This is a genomic window from Candidatus Polarisedimenticolia bacterium, assembly GCA_035764505.1.
Lineage (GTDB): Bacteria > Acidobacteriota > Polarisedimenticolia > Gp22-AA2 > AA152 > AA152.
The window spans coordinates 1-15,281 of record DASTZC010000112.1 but is presented as its reverse complement, the minus strand read 5'-3'; the positions used below and the strand labels follow the sequence as shown (position 1 = coordinate 15,281).

Genomic DNA, 15,281 nt, shown 5'->3' with positions numbered 1-15,281 from the left:
CTAGAATTCGCCCCGGCGGATCATCCCCTCCGACAGTGCGCGGGCGTTTCGGTAACGGTCCTTGACCGCGTCGAACCCCTCGGCCGAGCGCTGCTCGTCCAGGATCCTCTCCAGCTCCTCGTCGAACAGGCGGCCGACCAATTCCGCCGTGATCTTCACCTTGTCCTCCGTCTCCACCGCATGGCGGATACGCTGGGCCAGCATCAGCCGGTAGATCCGGTCGGTGGCCAGGTCCTCCATGAAGCCGCCGATCAGCTTGCCGTCGCGGTCGTATCCCTTGATGAGGCGCGCGCCGAGCCCCGACAACACCCCGTACCGGTACTCGATCACGGTGCGCACCGCGTCCCGCGTGCCGGCGTGGGTGATGGCACCGATGCCGCGCGGGTTGGGCGTGAGATCGGGACGCTGGGGCGCCTCCGGATGCGTGACCGTCAGCTGGTTGGGCTCCGGGAACTGCCCGACCGCCGTATCGCACTGGTCGGGATGCCCGGTCCAGGCGCCGTCGAATCCCAGCGCCGCCTCGTTCTTCTTGTCCACCGCCAGCCGCTGCAGGGCGACGGCGTTGAGCTCTTCGTTCTTGCGATCGGGGAACAGCGCGGTCATGCCGCCGATGGCGAGCGCGCCGTGGCGATGGCAGCAGTCCACCAGCCGCAGCCGCACGTTCTGGAAAAAAGGGATGTCATGCGGGATGGTGTTCCGGTCGGGCAGGATCCATTCCGGATCGGCGAGCTTGAAGTGGATCAGGCTCGCCATGTAGTCCCAGCGTCCCAGGTTCAATCCGACGACGTGGCGCCGCGCGGCGTAAAGGATCTCCTCGACCTGGTAGGCGGCGGGCAGCGACTCGATCAGGAACATCACCTTGGTCGTGCCCACCGGGATCCCGATCTCCTCCTCCATGGCGGCCAGGACGTCGCTCCACCATCCCGCCTCCTCCGCCGACTCCGACTTGGGGAGATAGAAGCCCAGCTTGCGCTGCAAGGTCGGATCACCGACCGCCGCCCGGCGCTGCCGGGCCGTCTGAAAGAAGACCATGGCCAGGTCGAACAGCGACGCCGACACCGGGTCACCCGGGAAAAGATGCCGCTCGGACAATCGCAATCCGCGGGGCCGGTAGAACCAGGCCTGCGGGCCCGGACGGATCTCCGAGGTCTTTCCGGTGGCGGGGTCGGTCCACCGCAGCTCGCCGCGGATCGCGGCGACGGTGTTCTGCTGGGCGGCGCGGACATGGTCCCAGTCGGTGGTGATCGAATCCTCGCCATCGGGCATGCAGCCGGGATCCTTGGTGTTGCACATGGCGATCAGGAGCTTGGGGTTGTCGGCGGGGCCGGTGATCTGGTTGCGCTGATCGCGCAGCCATTCGGGAAGCTCGACTCTCCAGTCGGAGCTCGCCTCCCCCTGCGGGAGATAGTCGACCGGCTTTCCCAAGTGCGCCGCCCGGAGGGCGGCCTCACGTGCTTTCAAAATGGCGGCGCGTCTCGCCTCGAAGCGCTCACGCAGGGAAGCCAGGAGGGCATGAAAGCCCTCCGGCAGGCCTTCGGCAGGCGGCTTCGCGGCAAACGATCCGGATTCGGAGCTCGAAAGCGGCGTTTCATTCATCGTTGCGGTGCTCCTCAGCAGTAGGACGCGGGTCGTTGGAGAGGCAAGGCGCGTACCATGCCCGTCGGCAGGCTCGACAGCTTGCCTCCGGGAAGCTCCAGCCCCTACAAACTTCGGGACTTAACCCAATCGAAAATCTGGCGTGAGCCCGGGAAAGGTACGACGAAGGTGTCGAATAGTCCAGAGTTTTCGACATTGATGTCGATCCTGATGCCTTCGGGGGTAGACAGGCTGAAACCTGGTGGTGAAAGGGAAGATGTCCGGACGATGGAGGGCGAGCCAAGCGGGAGCTTGGAGGCGGCGAACGAGTCCCAGGCAGACTAACGGGTCGACACCATTGTCGAGAACTTCGAATGTTTCGACCAATATGTCGAGCTCTAGACCTTCTCGCCGGCCGCTTTCCTCGGCTCGAGATGGTATTTGCGGGCCTTGTAGCGGACCATCCGCTCGGAGATCCCCAGCAAGCGAGCCGCGCGGCTCTGATTGCCGTCGGCGTTGGCCAGGGCCTCCGAGAGCAGCTCCTTCTCCAGCTGCTCCACGGCGGAGCGCATGGAAGGTGCGCGTCCTTTGCCGCGGGTGGCCGACTGGATATTGGGGGGCAGGTGGTATGGATAGAGGGTCATCCCGGTGCAGACCAGGACGGCCCGCTCGACGGCATTCTCCAGCTCCCGGACGTTTCCCGGCCAGGGATAGGCCATCAGGAGCTCGAGCGCCCCCGGAGAGAAGCGCCGCACCGGCTTGCGGTTGGCCGCCGCGCTGCGCTCCAGGAAGTGCTCGCTCAGGATCGGGATGTCGCTCTTGCGGTCCCTCAGCGGGGGCAGGTGGATCGAGACGACATTGAGCCGGTAGTAGAGGTCCTCGCGGAAGGCACCGCTGGCCACCGCCGCCTCCAGGTCCTTGTTCGAGGCGGCCAGGACGCGCGCGTTGCAGCGCAGCGTTTGGGTCCCCCCGACTCGCTGAAACTCGCGCTCCTGCAGGACCCGCAGGAGCTTCGCCTGCGTGGCGGGCGACAGCTCGCCGATCTCGTCCAGGAAGATCGTCCCGTCGCCCGCCACCTCGAAGCGCCCTTTCTTCTGCTCCAAAGCTCCGGTGAAGGCACCCCGATCGTGACCGAACAGCTCGCTCTCGATGAGGGTTTCGGGAAGGACGGCGCAGTTGACCCGCACGAAGGGGCGCGCCGAGCGGCCGCTGAGGCGGTGCACCGCGGCGGCCACCAGCTCCTTGCCGGTGCCGCTCTCGCCGCGCAGGAGGACGGTGGCGTCGGAGCGCGCCACCTGCTCGGTCATCCGGAACAGCTCCTTCATCCGGGCCGAGTTCCCGATGATGTCGCGGAACTGCCCGACCGAGTCGGCCCCCGTCGCCGCGGCGCCGGAAGCCTCCGGCTCCGCGCGGGAGGCACGTGCCGGCTCCGGCTTGCGCTGCAATCGGATGAACATCGCCAGGATCGAGGCGACGCCGGAGAGGAACTTCAGATCCTCCTCGAAGCCCGAGGAGGAGCGCGATGGTCGCAGCACGCTCAGCGCTCCCTGCGGCCGCTCCGCCTCCAGGATCGGGACGCACAGGAAGGCTGCATCGGGATCGGTGCTCAGGGTCCCGGTCCGATCCAGGAACTGCGGCTCCCGTGAGATGCGCGGCACCACCACCGGGACGCCGGTCGCGACCACCTGCCCCGTGATTCCCTCGCCGATCTGGTAGCGCCCCCGGCGGCGCTGCTCGTCGGTGAGCCCGTGGGCCGCCGCGATGCGCAGCTCCTTGGTGCCGGGGCGCACCAGGCTCACGGTGCCGCGCTCCATCTTCATCTCGCGGGCAAGCAGCTCGAGGACCTGCTCCAGGCCGCGCCCGAGGGCGGGAGCGCGCTCCAGCGCCTGGACGATCTCCTGGATGACGTGAAGCTCCTTCGAGGTGCGGCCCGCCATGCCTTGTCGCGCGCTCCTAATGGCCGCCGGCGCGGGCGCTCTTGGTCCAGCGATCGAGCCATTCGAGGACGGTCTCGTGCCAGAGAACGCTGTTGGCGGGCTTCAGGACCCAATGGTTCTCGTCGGGGAAATAGAGGAAGCGGCTCGGAATGCCGCGGCGCTGCAGCGCGTTGAACGTGCCGAATCCCTGCGTTTCCACCACGCGGTAGTCCTTACCGCCATGGATCACCAGCGTCGGCGTCTTCCAGTTCTTCACGAAATTCGCGGGATTCTGCTCTTCGTACCCTTTCGGGTTGTCCCAGGGCGTCCCCTTGTGGTCGCGCTCCGGGAACCAGAGCTCCTCCGTGTCGTAATAGGCCATGCGCTCGTCAATGTTGCCGTCATGGGCCACCAGACATTTGAACCGGTCGGGCCAGTTCCCGGCAATCCAGTTGATCATGTAGCCCCCGTACGAGGCGCCCAGCGCGCAGACGTTGCCGGCGTCCATCCAGGGGTATTTCTCCAGCGCCGCGGCCAGCCCTCTTTTCAGATCTTCCAGCGGCTTGCCTCCCCAATCCGACTGGATCGAGTCGGTGAAGGCCTGCCCGTATCCCGGCGTGCCGTGGAACTCCACCACCAGCGCGGCATAGCCAGCCCCGGCATAGGCCTGCGGGTTCCAGCGGTAATGGAAATGGTTCCCCATGGACACCTGCGGCCCGCCGTGGATGAGCATGGCCACCGGGTATTTCCGGGAAGGATCGAAATCGGCCGGCGGGACGACGTAGGCGTAGACCGTCTCGTCGTTCCATCCCTTGAAGCTGAACTGCTCCGGCTTGCCGATGCGGGCCGCCGCCATGCGCGCGTGATTGAAGTGGGTGATCGGCCGCGCGTCGGTGCCATCCGGCTTGCTGGAGTAGATCTCCGCCGGGGAGGTCAGGCTGTCGAGCAGGTAGACCAGACGATTCTGGGCCGGCGAGGGATTGTCGGCCGTGCCTTCCTTGACGATCGCCGAAGCACGGCCGCTGGCGATGTCGATCGCGAAGATCGATTTCTGCCCGCGGTTGTCGGCGGGGGCGTAGATCGTCCGGCCGGTCGGAGCGAAGGCGATGGAGGAAGGGGCGAAATCCCACGCTTCCGCCAGGACGCGCGGCGTCCCGGAAGGATAGAGCATCAGCATGATACGGGTGCGGTCGGCCTCGTACCCCGGAACCGACATCGCCAGGTAGGCAAGGGTCTTGCCGTCGGGGGAGAAGACGGGGGCGGTATCGGTCGCCTTGTTGGCTTCGGTCAGGTTCTTCGGCTCCGCCGATCCATCCACCGGTACGGCGAACAGGTCGGAATTCGTCGACCAGGCCTCCTCGCGCCCCACGTTCTTGGCTGTAAAGACCAGGGTCCGTCCGTCGGGGGAAAAGGCGGCCTCTTCGGATCCCCCGAAGGGCTTGCTGGGGCTGTCGGCTTCCATGCCCTTCATCAGATCGAGCGGGTAGCCTCCTTCGATGCGCAGGGCGAACCAGTGGGAGCGCCGCCCGTCGGCCCAGGTGTCCCAGTGTCGGATCATCAGCTGATCGAAGATCTGCCCCGTGGCTTTACGGGCCGCGGTGTCCTCGAGGCGCTTCGTCGTGCACTGCAGATTGGCACAGTCGGCGAAGACCTCCATGGCGACGGCCAGACTGCGGCCGTCGGGGGAGACCAGGAAGGCACCGACATCCAGCGGGAGATGGGTGACCTGGGCCGATTCACCGCCATCCATCGACAGCTTCCATACCTGCGAGGAGCCGCCGCGCGTCGACAGGAAGAAAATCGTCTTCCCGTCGGGGGCCCAGCGCGGCGAGGAGTCCGAGGCGTCGTTGGAGGTCAGCTTGCGCAGCCCCGTGCCGTCCAGGCTCACCAGGTGGATGTCGGTACGGCGCTTGTTGGCCGCCAGATCCAGCTCGCTGACCACGAAGGCGATGCGCCGCCCGTCGGGCGACACCTGCGGATCGGAGATGCGGTCCATCGCGATCATGTCGTGGACCGAGAAAGGATGGGATTCGGCAGCGGCGGCCATCGCCGGCGTGCCGGCAAAGACGGCCGGCAGCACGCACAGGGCGAGAGCCGCACAGGTCGTGAGTCGCATGGACGCTCTCCTGGATGAGGGGGCCTGAATCGCTGTTTTCAGGGGCGAAAGAATAGGCCCCGCTCCGATGCCGCGTCAACCTTGCCGCATCTTCCCGGCCGCCTTGGCGAAATCTGATGTAACTTGAGACGCAGCCCTCAAGACTATTAGAAGTGGGTAGCAGCCCTCCGGGAGCCGCCGTCCGGTCCATCCGTGCATGCGGGACGAACCCCTCCGTCCCGCGGCCGCGGCGCAAGACGCCGCCCTCATGCCGCGCGGCGGCCCCGGTTCTTTTCCTTCTTCTCACTCTTTGCGCGGCTTCGTCCTGGGAGGAATCCCACCCGGGCCCGCTCGCCCATCGTGCAGCTCGGCGGCGAGATCGCCGTAGCGCTCGCGGATCTTCCTGCGGCAGCGGTGCACTCTCACCTTGATCGCCCCGACCGACTTCCCGAGCCGGCGGGCGGTCTCTTCATAGCTGCAGCGCTCCTCGAACAACATCGCCATGAGCTTGCGATCGATCTCCGAAAGACCGCGCAGGACCCGGCGCACCAGCTCCTCGGCGATGGCGCCCTTCTCCGCGGCGCCGGCTTCGCTCGCTTCATGGACGAGGGGCAGCGCGGGAGGTCCCTGGACGCGGCGCAGGAAGTCGGCTTCGGCGTTGTGGGCAACCTGGTGGACGTAGGTCTTCAGCGAGGCTCCGCCGCGGAAGCTGCCGGCTCGCAGGCTCTTGACCAGGCGCATGCGCACGTCCTGGCGGAGATCGTCGAGCGCGTCGAAGGCGAGGAAGCGGCGGCGAAGGGCGGCGTCGATCCAGCGGTCGATGGTCTGCAGCGCGGCGGGCTCGCCGAGGAGGTAGGCTTCGATCAGAGTCCGGTCATCGGGGAAGGCAGATTTCGGCACTCACACCCGGCCCAAGCTTCCCCCCGGGACAGCCGATCGCATCGTACGCCCCGCCGTCGGGACCCTGTCAAGAGATTTTCGCGATGGATGCCGCCAGGACATACGCGGGAGCGTTTTCGATGCGGCGGGTCGGCTGCCTCGCCCGGATTTTCCGGCACGAATGGAGTTACAATCCCCCCTGCCGGTCTCCCCCAGGGACCAAGAGCGATGGATCGCGGCCACCCTCGCCTGGTGACCCGACATCGTCCCGGAGAATCGCTCTGCTGCACTCATCAGGCGTCGGCGATCGCAGCCCGTCCGGACGCGAGCTTCCATCGGCGGGCGCACCAGGGATCGCCGGCCAGATCATTCCCTGCCGGCGCTTCGGCGCGCTTCGACCATCCGCCGCGCTTTCCTTCCATATCGTATCGCCCGCCGCCGGGCCATTCCTGCGGGCGCCGCTTCACCGCCAACTGAAAGGGGCACCGCCATCATGAGCCAGCAACCCACGCGACGCCGCTTCATCAACTGGTTCCTGGGAACCTCGCTGGGAGCCATGGCCGCCTCGGTCCTCTATCCCGTGTCGCGCTATATCTCCCCTCCCGACATTCCGGAGGCCGCCACCGATCGCGTGGTCGCCGCGCGCGACGGCGAGCTGAAGCCCAACGCCGGAAAGATTTTCCGGTTCGGCAGCCTACCGGGCCTGCTGGTACGGAGCGCGGACGGAAGCTACAAAGCCTTCTCGGCCACCTGCACGCACCTCAACTGCACCGTGCAGTACCGGGATGACACGCGGCAGATCTGGTGCGCCTGCCACAACGGCACTTACGACCTGACCGGCAAGAATCTCTCCGGGCCCCCGCCGCGGCCCCTCGAGGAGTACACCGTCAACGTGGCCAATGGCGAAGTCGTGGTGTCGCGGACATGAGCGCGGGCGAGGGGCGCGGAAGGGCGGTGCTGGACTGGATCGAGGAGCGCTCGGGCTGGTCCTTCCTGCTGGAGCTGGGCCGCCATAAACAGGTGCCGAGACACCGGCATACCCTCTGGTACTACCTGGGCGGCATGACGCTGTTCCTGTTCTCGGTGCAGGTGGCCACCGGCATTCTGCTCCTCCTGTACTACCGGGCCTCGGCCGAGGAGGCCTTCGAGAGCGTGCAGTTCATCATGGCCAAGGTGCCGTTCGGCTGGCTCATCCGCTCCATCCATTCCTGGTCGGCGAACCTCCTGATCTTCGTGCTGTTCGTGCACATGTTCAGCGTCTTCTTCATGAAGGCCTACCGGCGTCCGCGCGAGCTGACCTGGTTCAGCGGCGCGTTCCTCCTGTTCCTGATGCTCGCCTTCGGCTTCTCCGGCTATCTGCTGCCGTGGAACAAGCTGGCTTTCTTCGCCACGCAGGTGGGCACCGACATCGCCGGGTCGCTGCCGGGGGTGGGACACTTCGCGCTGCGCTTCCTGCGCGGCGGAGACCAGGTGACCGGAGGCACGCTGACGCGCTTTTACGGAATGCACGTGGCCGTGCTGCCCGCCCTGACCACCGCATTGGTGGGCCTGCATCTGCTGATGGTCCAGAAGCACGGGATGAGCGAACCCCCCTCCGTGCAGGCGCGCCGGCAGGCTTCCGGCGAGACGCGCAAGAGCATGTCGTTCTGGCCCCATTTCCTGCTGCGCGACGCCATCGGATGGAGCGCGGCGATCGGCGTCCTGGCGGCGCTGGCGGCGCTTTTCCCCTGGGAGCTGGGGGAGAAGGCCGATCCCTTCGCGCCGGCCCCGGCCGGAATCCGGCCCGAGTGGTACTTCGCCTGGATGTTCCAGAGCCTGAAATTTCTCCCGGCGCACGTGCTCGGAATCGAAGGGGAGCTTCTGGGAGTGCTGGCGATCGGCGCCGCGGCGGTGGTCTGGCTGCTGGTGCCCTTCCTGGATCGCTCTTCCGTTCCGGGAGATCGCGTGAGCCGCGCCTTCACCGTGGCGGGATGGCTGGCGCTTGCGTTCATGGCAGTGATGACCCTTCTGGTCTACCTGCCTCAGAGGAGCTGACATGAAGCGGGGTCCGTCTGCGCTGTGCCTGGTGATCCTGATCCTGACGGCGGCCGCCGCGGCGGCACGGGCGGCGGAGCCGCCGCACGAGCCGGCCGGATTGCGACCCACCGAGACGAGCTGCTTCCTGTGCCACGCGACGCTGGAAGGCGAGCCCACCAAGAACGCGGCCGACGACGTCCATTTCCAGCGCGGGCTCTCCTGCCATGACTGCCACGGCGGCAATCCGACCGCCATCGACGACATGGAGGCTTCCCACGACCCCCGCCGCGGATGGAAGAAGCCCTCACGCCTGCAGATCCCCGATTTCTGCGCCCGCTGTCATTCCGACGCAGTCTTCATGAAGCGCTTCAATCCGCACGCGCGCGTGGATCAGCTCAGCGAGTACCGCACCTCGGTGCACGGCCAGAAGAACGCGCGCGGCGACGAAGGCACCGCGGTATGCGTGGACTGCCACAACGTGCACGGAATCCGGGCCGTGTCGGATCCGCGCTCCCCCGTCTACGCGCCTAATGTCGCCGCCACCTGCGGCCGCTGCCACGCCGACGAAAAGAAGATGCAGTCCTACGGGCTGCCCACCGGCCAGGTCGAGCAGTACCGCACCAGCGTCCATGCGCACGCCCTGGTGGATGGGGGGGACCTCGCCGCCCCGACCTGCAACGACTGCCACGGGAGCCACGGCGCCGTGCCTCCAGGAGTGGAGAGCGTCACCAGCGTGTGCGGCAGCTGCCATCCGCGCGAGGCGACGATGTTTCGCGAGACCGAGGCGAAGAAAAAGATTGATCTCGAGCCCTGCATCCGCTGCGTGGTGTGCCACAGCAACCACGCCGTGCAGGCCCCGCGCGACGAGATGCTCGGGGTGGGCAAGGAATCGACCTGCACCGGCTGCCACAGCGAGGGGGACGCGGGCTATGCCGCGGCGGCCAAGATGGCGCAATCGGTCGCGACGCTGCAGGCGCGCCACCAGGAAGCCTCGCTGCTGCTCGAGCGGGCGGAGCGCGCCGGCATGGAGGTTAGCGAGGATCGCTTCGCCTTGCAGAAGGCCAAGGACAGCCTGGTGGAATCGCGCGTCCTGGCCCACTCCTTCGATCTGGAGCGCTTCATGACGGCGGCGACCGCCGGGATCACCACCGCCGATCAGGGGGTGGCAGCGGCCCGCCGCGCCTTCGGCGAGCTGCGCTTCCGCCGGGTGGGTCTGGGGCTGTCGCTTCTGGTGATCGGGGCCGTGATCGCCGCGCTGTTCATCAAGGTGAAGGAGCTCGATCGCACGGGGGGCTGAGACGCGCGCTCACAGGTACTTGACGAACACGACCTCGTTGCGCGACTCGTTGTAGATCAGCTCGTCGACCTTGGCGCGCGCCATCAGGATGCCGAAGCCTCCGGGACGGATCCCCTTCTCCAGCCGGACAATCATGTGGTCCATCGGGCTCGCGCCCTCCGGGTGCCCGACGGCCGCGTGCTTCAGGTTATCGAAGCTGAAGCCGGGGCCGGGATCGGCGATGCGGTAGAGGAGCATTTTCCTGGCGCGCACGTAGGCGATCCGCACCTTGCGGTTCGGATCGAGCTGCCCGCCCCACTCGATGGCGTTCAGCAGCAGCTCGCGGAAGGCGTAGCCGACCGACTCGCGGACCTCGGGGGCCAGGTCGGCGTCGAGGTGCCCCATGAACCCCTCGATGCGGGCCGCCGCCTCGCGCGTGCACGGGACCAGCAGCTCCAGCCACTCGGGCCGCGCCGAGAGAACCTCGATCGGCAGCATGGTGGGGGTGTGCGAGGCCATGTCGCGCAGCATCTCCACCAGCGCCTTCGGCTCGATCGGCTTGGTGATGTATTGGTAGGCCTGCTCGCGTACCGCCCGCAGCAGCGTTTCCGGCGTGCTGTCGGAGGTCATGACCACGACGCGCGGGCTGGAGGACCAGTCCTTCAGGTGCGCCAGCACCTCCAGGCCGTTCATGCGCGGCATCCAGATGTCGAGAAGCAGGAGATCGAATGTCTTGCGCTTCAGCTTGGCGAGCGCCTCGGCGCCGTCTTTCGCCGTGGAGACGGTGAAGTTCGCCGCCCTGAGGCGCTCGCGCAGGAGCAGGCGGGTCGGACGATCATCCTCCGCCACCAGAATCGAGTTCATGGACGCGCTCTCCTTCGGGCCGCGAGCGGCCGGACCTTCTTGCGGGGGACCAGGGTTTCCAGGGATCGATCCAGCTTGCGGATCTCGGTGACCAGCTGATGGAACATGCCGCGCGCCCCCTTGAGCTCTCCGGTGCGGGCCAGCTTCTCCAGGCGGAAGGCGGCTTCGGCGGCGGCGGGAGCGGCCAGGGTCGCGGCGGCGCCTTTGATGGCGTGGGCATGGTTGCGCAGGGCTTCCGCGTCCCTCGCGTCGAGCGCCCCATGGATGTGCTCCAGGGTCTCCGGGTAGTCGGAGCGGAAGGCCCGCACCATGCGGCGCAGCAGCGGCAGGTCCCCTTCCACCCTCTCCTTCAGCAGCGCCTCGTCGAACGATTTGCCGCGGGTCGAGCGGAGCGCGAAGCGCTTCGTCGATTTCGCCTTGCGCACCGCCAGGCGGCCCACCGTCTCCAGCAGCTGCGCGGCATGCACCGGCTTGGAGAGATACTCGTCCATGCCCGATTCCAGGCAGCGCTCCTTGTCCCCCTGCATCGCATGGGCGGTCAGCGCGACGATCGGCACCCGCCGCCGGGTGCCGCGCTCGCGCTGGCGGATCGCCTGTGCCGCCTCCAGCCCGCTCATGCGGGGCATCTGCACGTCCATGAGAACCAGGTCGAAGGGGACCTCGATCGCCTCCTCCATCGCGCGCACCGCCTCGAATCCGTCCGCGGCAATCACCACGGCGTGCCCGCGCTTCTCGAGAATCTTGCGGGCCACTTCCTGATTGACCCGGTTGTCCTCGGCCACCAGGATTTTCAGCCGCCCGGGCCCCGGACGGCCGCTCACGGCAGGCTCCTGACGGCGGGACTCCCCCGCGCCCAGCGCCGTGACGATGGCGTCCCACAAATCCGACTGCTTGATCGGCTTGGTCAGGTACCCCGCCAGCCCCAGCTCGCGACAGCGCTTCACCTCGTCGGGCCGCCCGGCCGAGGTGAGCATCAGCAGCGGCGTGTCGGAAGCATGCGGGTCGTTGCGAATCCTCTCGGCCAGATCGAACCCGTCCATCTCCGGCATGTGGCCGTCGAGCAGCGCCAGCGAGAAGGGGCGACCCGTGCGCTGCGCCTCGCGCAGCGCCGTCAGGGCGGCGGCTCCGCCCCCGGCCGTCTGCGGCCGCAGCTTCCAGCCCGCCAGCATCTCCTCGAGGATCCAGCGGTTGGTGGCGTTGTCGTCCACCACCAGGATGCGCATGCCGTGCAGGTCCTTGGCCGCAGAGCTACCCGGCGGCGTGGCGGCGCGCGCCGCGCGCCCGAAGCGCGCGGTGAACCCGAAGGTGCTTCCCTCCCCCGGCGTGCTGCGCAGCCACAGCTTCCCACCCATCAGCCCCACCAGCTCGGAGGCGATCGCCAGGCCCAGCCCGGTGCCGCCGTACTTGCGCGTGGTGGAGCCGTCGGCCTGCGCGAAGGCCTCGAAGACGCGCTGCTGCTGATCCTGCGGGATGCCGATGCCGGTGTCGCTCACCGAGAAGCGCAGCACCACTTCGCGGCCGTCGAGCGACTCCGCCTCGGCGCGCACCACCACCTCGCCGCGCTCGGTGAATTTGATGGCGTTGCCCACCAGGTTGAGGAGGATCTGGCGCAGCCGGCCCGGATCGCCGACCAGCATCTCCGGGACGTCGGGACGCACGTGCCACACCAGCTCGAGCCCCTTCTGCTGCGCCCTGAGGGCCAGCGCTTTCAGCGAATCGGCCAGCGCGTCACGCAGGTCGAAGGGGGCCTCCTCCAGCCGCAGCTTGCGCGCCTCGATCTTGGAGAAATCGAGGATGTCGTTGATCAGCGCCAGCAGCGAATCGGCCGAGTCGCGCACGGTGTTGAGATATTCCCGCTGCTCGCGGTTGAGGCGCGTCCCCAGGGCCAGCTCGGTGACTCCGATGATGGCGTTCATCGGCGTGCGGATCTCGTGGCTCATGTTGGCGAGGAACTCGCTCTTCGCGCGGGTCGCCTCCTCGGCGCGCCGCTTCGCTCCCTCCAGCTCCTTGACCAGCTGCGCCAGCCGCGCGGCATTCTCCTCCTCGGTCTGGCGGGCGACTTCCAGCTCCTCGGTGTAGCGGCACAGCGCCTCCTCGGCACGTCGGCGCTCGATGAACTGCCCGATCTGGCTCCCCACCGTGGCCAGCATGCGCAGCAGGTCCTCGTCCGGCTCACGGATCTCACGGCTGAAGAATTCCATCACCCCGAGGACCTCGTCCTGGAGGACGATCGGAAAACCCAACGCGCCATGCAGACCTTCGCGGGCGGCCGAATCGGAGCGCGGGAAGTTGGCGTCGCGCGTGACGTCGGGGATCCAGGCGGGCGATGCCGACGACCAGACCCTTCCGGGGAGGCCGATGCCGGGACGGAAGCGGCTGGCGCGGCTGGAGGCTTCGAACTCCCGGCAGGATCCGGACGGGTGCCAGGCTTCCAGGCAGGCGATGCATTCGGAGGCCGTGTCCACGCCCCACAGGGCGCCATACTCCCAGCCGAGGACCTCGCAGATGGCCTGGAGGATGCGCGGCGCGGCGTCGGTGAGCGAGGCTGATTCGGACAGCGCCAGGGCCGTGGCGTACTGCACCGTCAGACGCTTGCCCGCGGCGGTGGGAGCGGCGCCGGCGAGTTCTTCGGGACAGGACATCGGATGCGCTCCGATCGAGGGAGAGGTCCGTTCTATGCCTTCGGACACCTCGCCGTCAAGCGAGGGCCCGGCGATGTTGCCCGGCGCGCGTTCAGCGGACAGCCGGGATGCCGGAAAGAACTTCGCGCAGGGGACGTCCGTCGCGCCCCGGGGGCACCGGCACGCCCGCGAGCCATCCCAGGGTCGGTGCAAGGTCCACGGTGCGGACGCGCTGATCCGACATCCCGCGCGGGATCCCGGCTCCCCAGAAGATCAGCGGCACCCAGCGGTCATATTCATAAGGCGATCCGCCGGCGGCTGCATCGCTCCCCACCAGGGTCTCGCGTGTCAGTCGCACGACGATTCCTTCGCTTCCCACACCTTCCTCCGCCATCGCGGAGAAGGGAAAGGCCGGGACCCGATCGGCCCGATAGGAGTTGCGATAAAGGGAGGTGAATTCATCGCACGTCTCGCCGCCCGTGAGGATCTCGGGCGTCATCGCCTCGGCGATGAAATCGAGGCGGCCCAACGCCTCCTGCTCATCCCGGGACGGCCGGGCGGCGCCCGGGCCCGGTGCGGCGCGGTGCATCGCATCCAGCGCCGCGCGCGCCTGCTCCACGGATAGCCGCCGGCCGGCGCGCCCGCGCTCGCGCTCGTGCTCGGGGACGTTGGCGACGCCGTGCGAGGATGTCAGCGCCACCAGGACGCCACCGCCGCCCGCCTGACGCTCCAGCAGCGAGAGAAAACTCCCCAGCTCGCGATCCAGCTTCAGGAGGCCATCGAGCTGCTCCAGGCTGAAGGGGCCGAAGCGCCTGCCGATGGCCTCGACCTGGGACAGCTCCAGGAGGAGCAGGTCAGTTCCTTCCCGCTTCCCCATTCCCAGCGCTTCGACCGCTCCGCCGGCCAGCTGCAGCGTGGCCTTGTCGAGGTCGGGAGTCCGGGCGAGCCAGCCACCAAGTCCGGCGCCTCCGGCGGCGCCCTCCGGCGCGGATTCCGATTCCATCCGGTGCGGGAAGACGACATGAATCCCGTCGGCCTCGAAGCTCATCATGTCGGGAAAGGCCATCGCCTTCCCCTCGTCCGGAACCTGCTCCACCCAGGGATTGGATTCCTCCTGGAGGCGCGGCAGCTTCTCGCGCTGGAAGCTCTTCAGATATTGGGGAGCTTCCTTGCGGTAATAAGCCGAGGTGACGTAGCCGCCGGCGGCCGGCGAGTACCAGAAGACATCCCCCCGGAAGGCTCCCGCGAGGTAAGCGGCCGAAGTCTCTCCCGATCCGAGGACGACGACGCGCGCCGCCGGATCGGACGCGGCCAGCCACTCGGGGAGGGTGCGCTCCAGGATACGGCGCGGCGAGACTCCCGGCTCACCTCGGCCTTCGAAGATCGGCTCCGATTCGTCGGCAAGGGCCGCGACCAGGCGCCGGCTTCCCGATGGGCCTTCGTAGAAGAAAGCGTCGACGATGCCGTGCCGCGATGGATGGGTGCCCGTCGCGAGCGTGACCAGACCCGGCGCAGTCAGGGTGACGGCATGGTCCACCGTGGCGCGCGAGAAGCGATACCCCTCGTCGCGCAGCCTGCGGAAGCCGCCTTTCAGGATCGTGTCGTAGCGGTCGAGGAGATCGGCGCGCAGCTGGTCGACGACGATGAGCACCACCAGCTTCGGCCGCGGCGGCGACGGAGAATCCTGGCGGCAGGAAAGCGAGAGGGCGGCAAGGATCACGCAGATAATGAGCGAAAGCGGCACCGGGAGAGCGACCTTGCCGGTTTTTTCTCTTGCGGGTCCGGGGGAAACCGGGCTATCGTCCGCCCCGCCACATGGGGTGGCGGCGATTCCGGCACGGGAGAGATTCGGCATGCGGCACTCTTCGACGAAGTGGCTGGTGATTGCGGGCGCGGCGGCAATCCTGGGGATCCTTCCCCTGCATGCCGGCTCGTTCGAGGTGACTCCCTACTACGGCTATCGCCTGGGGGGCGAGTTCAACGACTTCGACACCTCCGGGGTCGACAACCTGGAGATCGACGACGGCGATTCCTGGGGC

General features: G+C 67.8%; 11 protein-coding genes. 4 read left to right on the top strand and 7 right to left on the bottom strand.

Annotated elements, in window-relative coordinates; translation table 11 throughout:
• From VFW45_07660 to VFW45_07645, 4 genes are all read right to left on the bottom strand, one after another.
• Window positions 1–1,596, bottom strand: a complete 1,596-nt coding sequence (locus VFW45_07660) for an aldolase/citrate lyase family protein (GenBank protein ID HEU5180653.1) — start codon at window positions 1,594–1,596, stop codon at window positions 1–3.
• A gap of 377 nt (window positions 1,597–1,973) precedes the next feature.
• Window positions 1,974–3,512: a sigma 54-interacting transcriptional regulator gene (locus VFW45_07655; GenBank protein ID HEU5180652.1), complete on the bottom strand. Its 1,539-nt coding sequence runs from the start codon at window positions 3,510–3,512 to the stop codon at window positions 1,974–1,976.
• A gap of 16 nt (window positions 3,513–3,528) precedes the next feature.
• Window positions 3,529–5,607, bottom strand: coding sequence for a S9 family peptidase (locus VFW45_07650; GenBank protein ID HEU5180651.1), 2,079 nt, complete (start codon window positions 5,605–5,607; stop codon window positions 3,529–3,531).
• Window positions 5,608–5,889: 282 nt separating this feature from the next.
• Complete coding sequence (locus tag VFW45_07645; protein HEU5180650.1) at window positions 5,890–6,486, bottom strand: sigma-70 family RNA polymerase sigma factor; 597 nt, start codon at window positions 6,484–6,486, stop codon at window positions 5,890–5,892.
• 472 nt (window positions 6,487–6,958) lie between these two features.
• Between VFW45_07645 and VFW45_07640 the strand changes: the two genes are divergently transcribed.
• The 3 genes from VFW45_07640 to VFW45_07630 are packed head-to-tail and all read left to right on the top strand — an operon-like array spanning window position 6,959 to window position 9,778.
• Window positions 6,959–7,393 (top strand): Rieske (2Fe-2S) protein, encoded by a 435-nt coding sequence (locus tag VFW45_07640; GenBank protein ID HEU5180649.1) that lies wholly within the window; start codon window positions 6,959–6,961, stop codon window positions 7,391–7,393.
• 26 nt (window positions 7,394–7,419) lie between these two features.
• Entirely contained in the window at window positions 7,420–8,499 is a 1,080-nt protein-coding gene (locus VFW45_07635; GenBank protein ID HEU5180648.1) for a cytochrome bc complex cytochrome b subunit, read from the top strand.
• Between the two features lies 1 nt (window position 8,500).
• The gene (locus VFW45_07630; protein ID HEU5180647.1) at window positions 8,501–9,778 is read left to right on the top strand and encodes a cytochrome c3 family protein; all 1,278 of its coding nucleotides are present in this window, start codon (window positions 8,501–8,503) and stop codon (window positions 9,776–9,778) included.
• 9 nt (window positions 9,779–9,787) lie between these two features.
• Here VFW45_07630 and VFW45_07625 read toward each other — a convergent pair whose 3' ends face one another.
• The 3 genes from VFW45_07625 to VFW45_07615 form a co-directional block, all read right to left on the bottom strand.
• Entirely contained in the window at window positions 9,788–10,621 is an 834-nt protein-coding gene (locus VFW45_07625) for a response regulator (GenBank protein ID HEU5180646.1), read from the bottom strand.
• Window positions 10,618–13,263, bottom strand: a complete 2,646-nt coding sequence (locus VFW45_07620; GenBank protein ID HEU5180645.1) for a response regulator — start codon at window positions 13,261–13,263, stop codon at window positions 10,618–10,620. Before VFW45_07620 ends, VFW45_07625 begins: the two co-directional genes overlap by 4 nt.
• Before the next feature lie 91 nt (window positions 13,264–13,354).
• On the bottom strand, window positions 13,355–15,097 hold the full coding sequence (locus VFW45_07615; GenBank protein ID HEU5180644.1) for an alkaline phosphatase family protein: 1,743 nt from the start codon (window positions 15,095–15,097) through the stop codon (window positions 13,355–13,357).
• On the opposite strand from VFW45_07615, the gene VFW45_07610 reads away from it, so the two are divergent.
• On the top strand, window positions 15,096–15,281 hold a 186-nt coding region (locus tag VFW45_07610; GenBank protein HEU5180643.1), incomplete at its 3' end, for a hypothetical protein. The two genes, VFW45_07615 and VFW45_07610, sit on opposite strands and share 2 nt — an antisense overlap.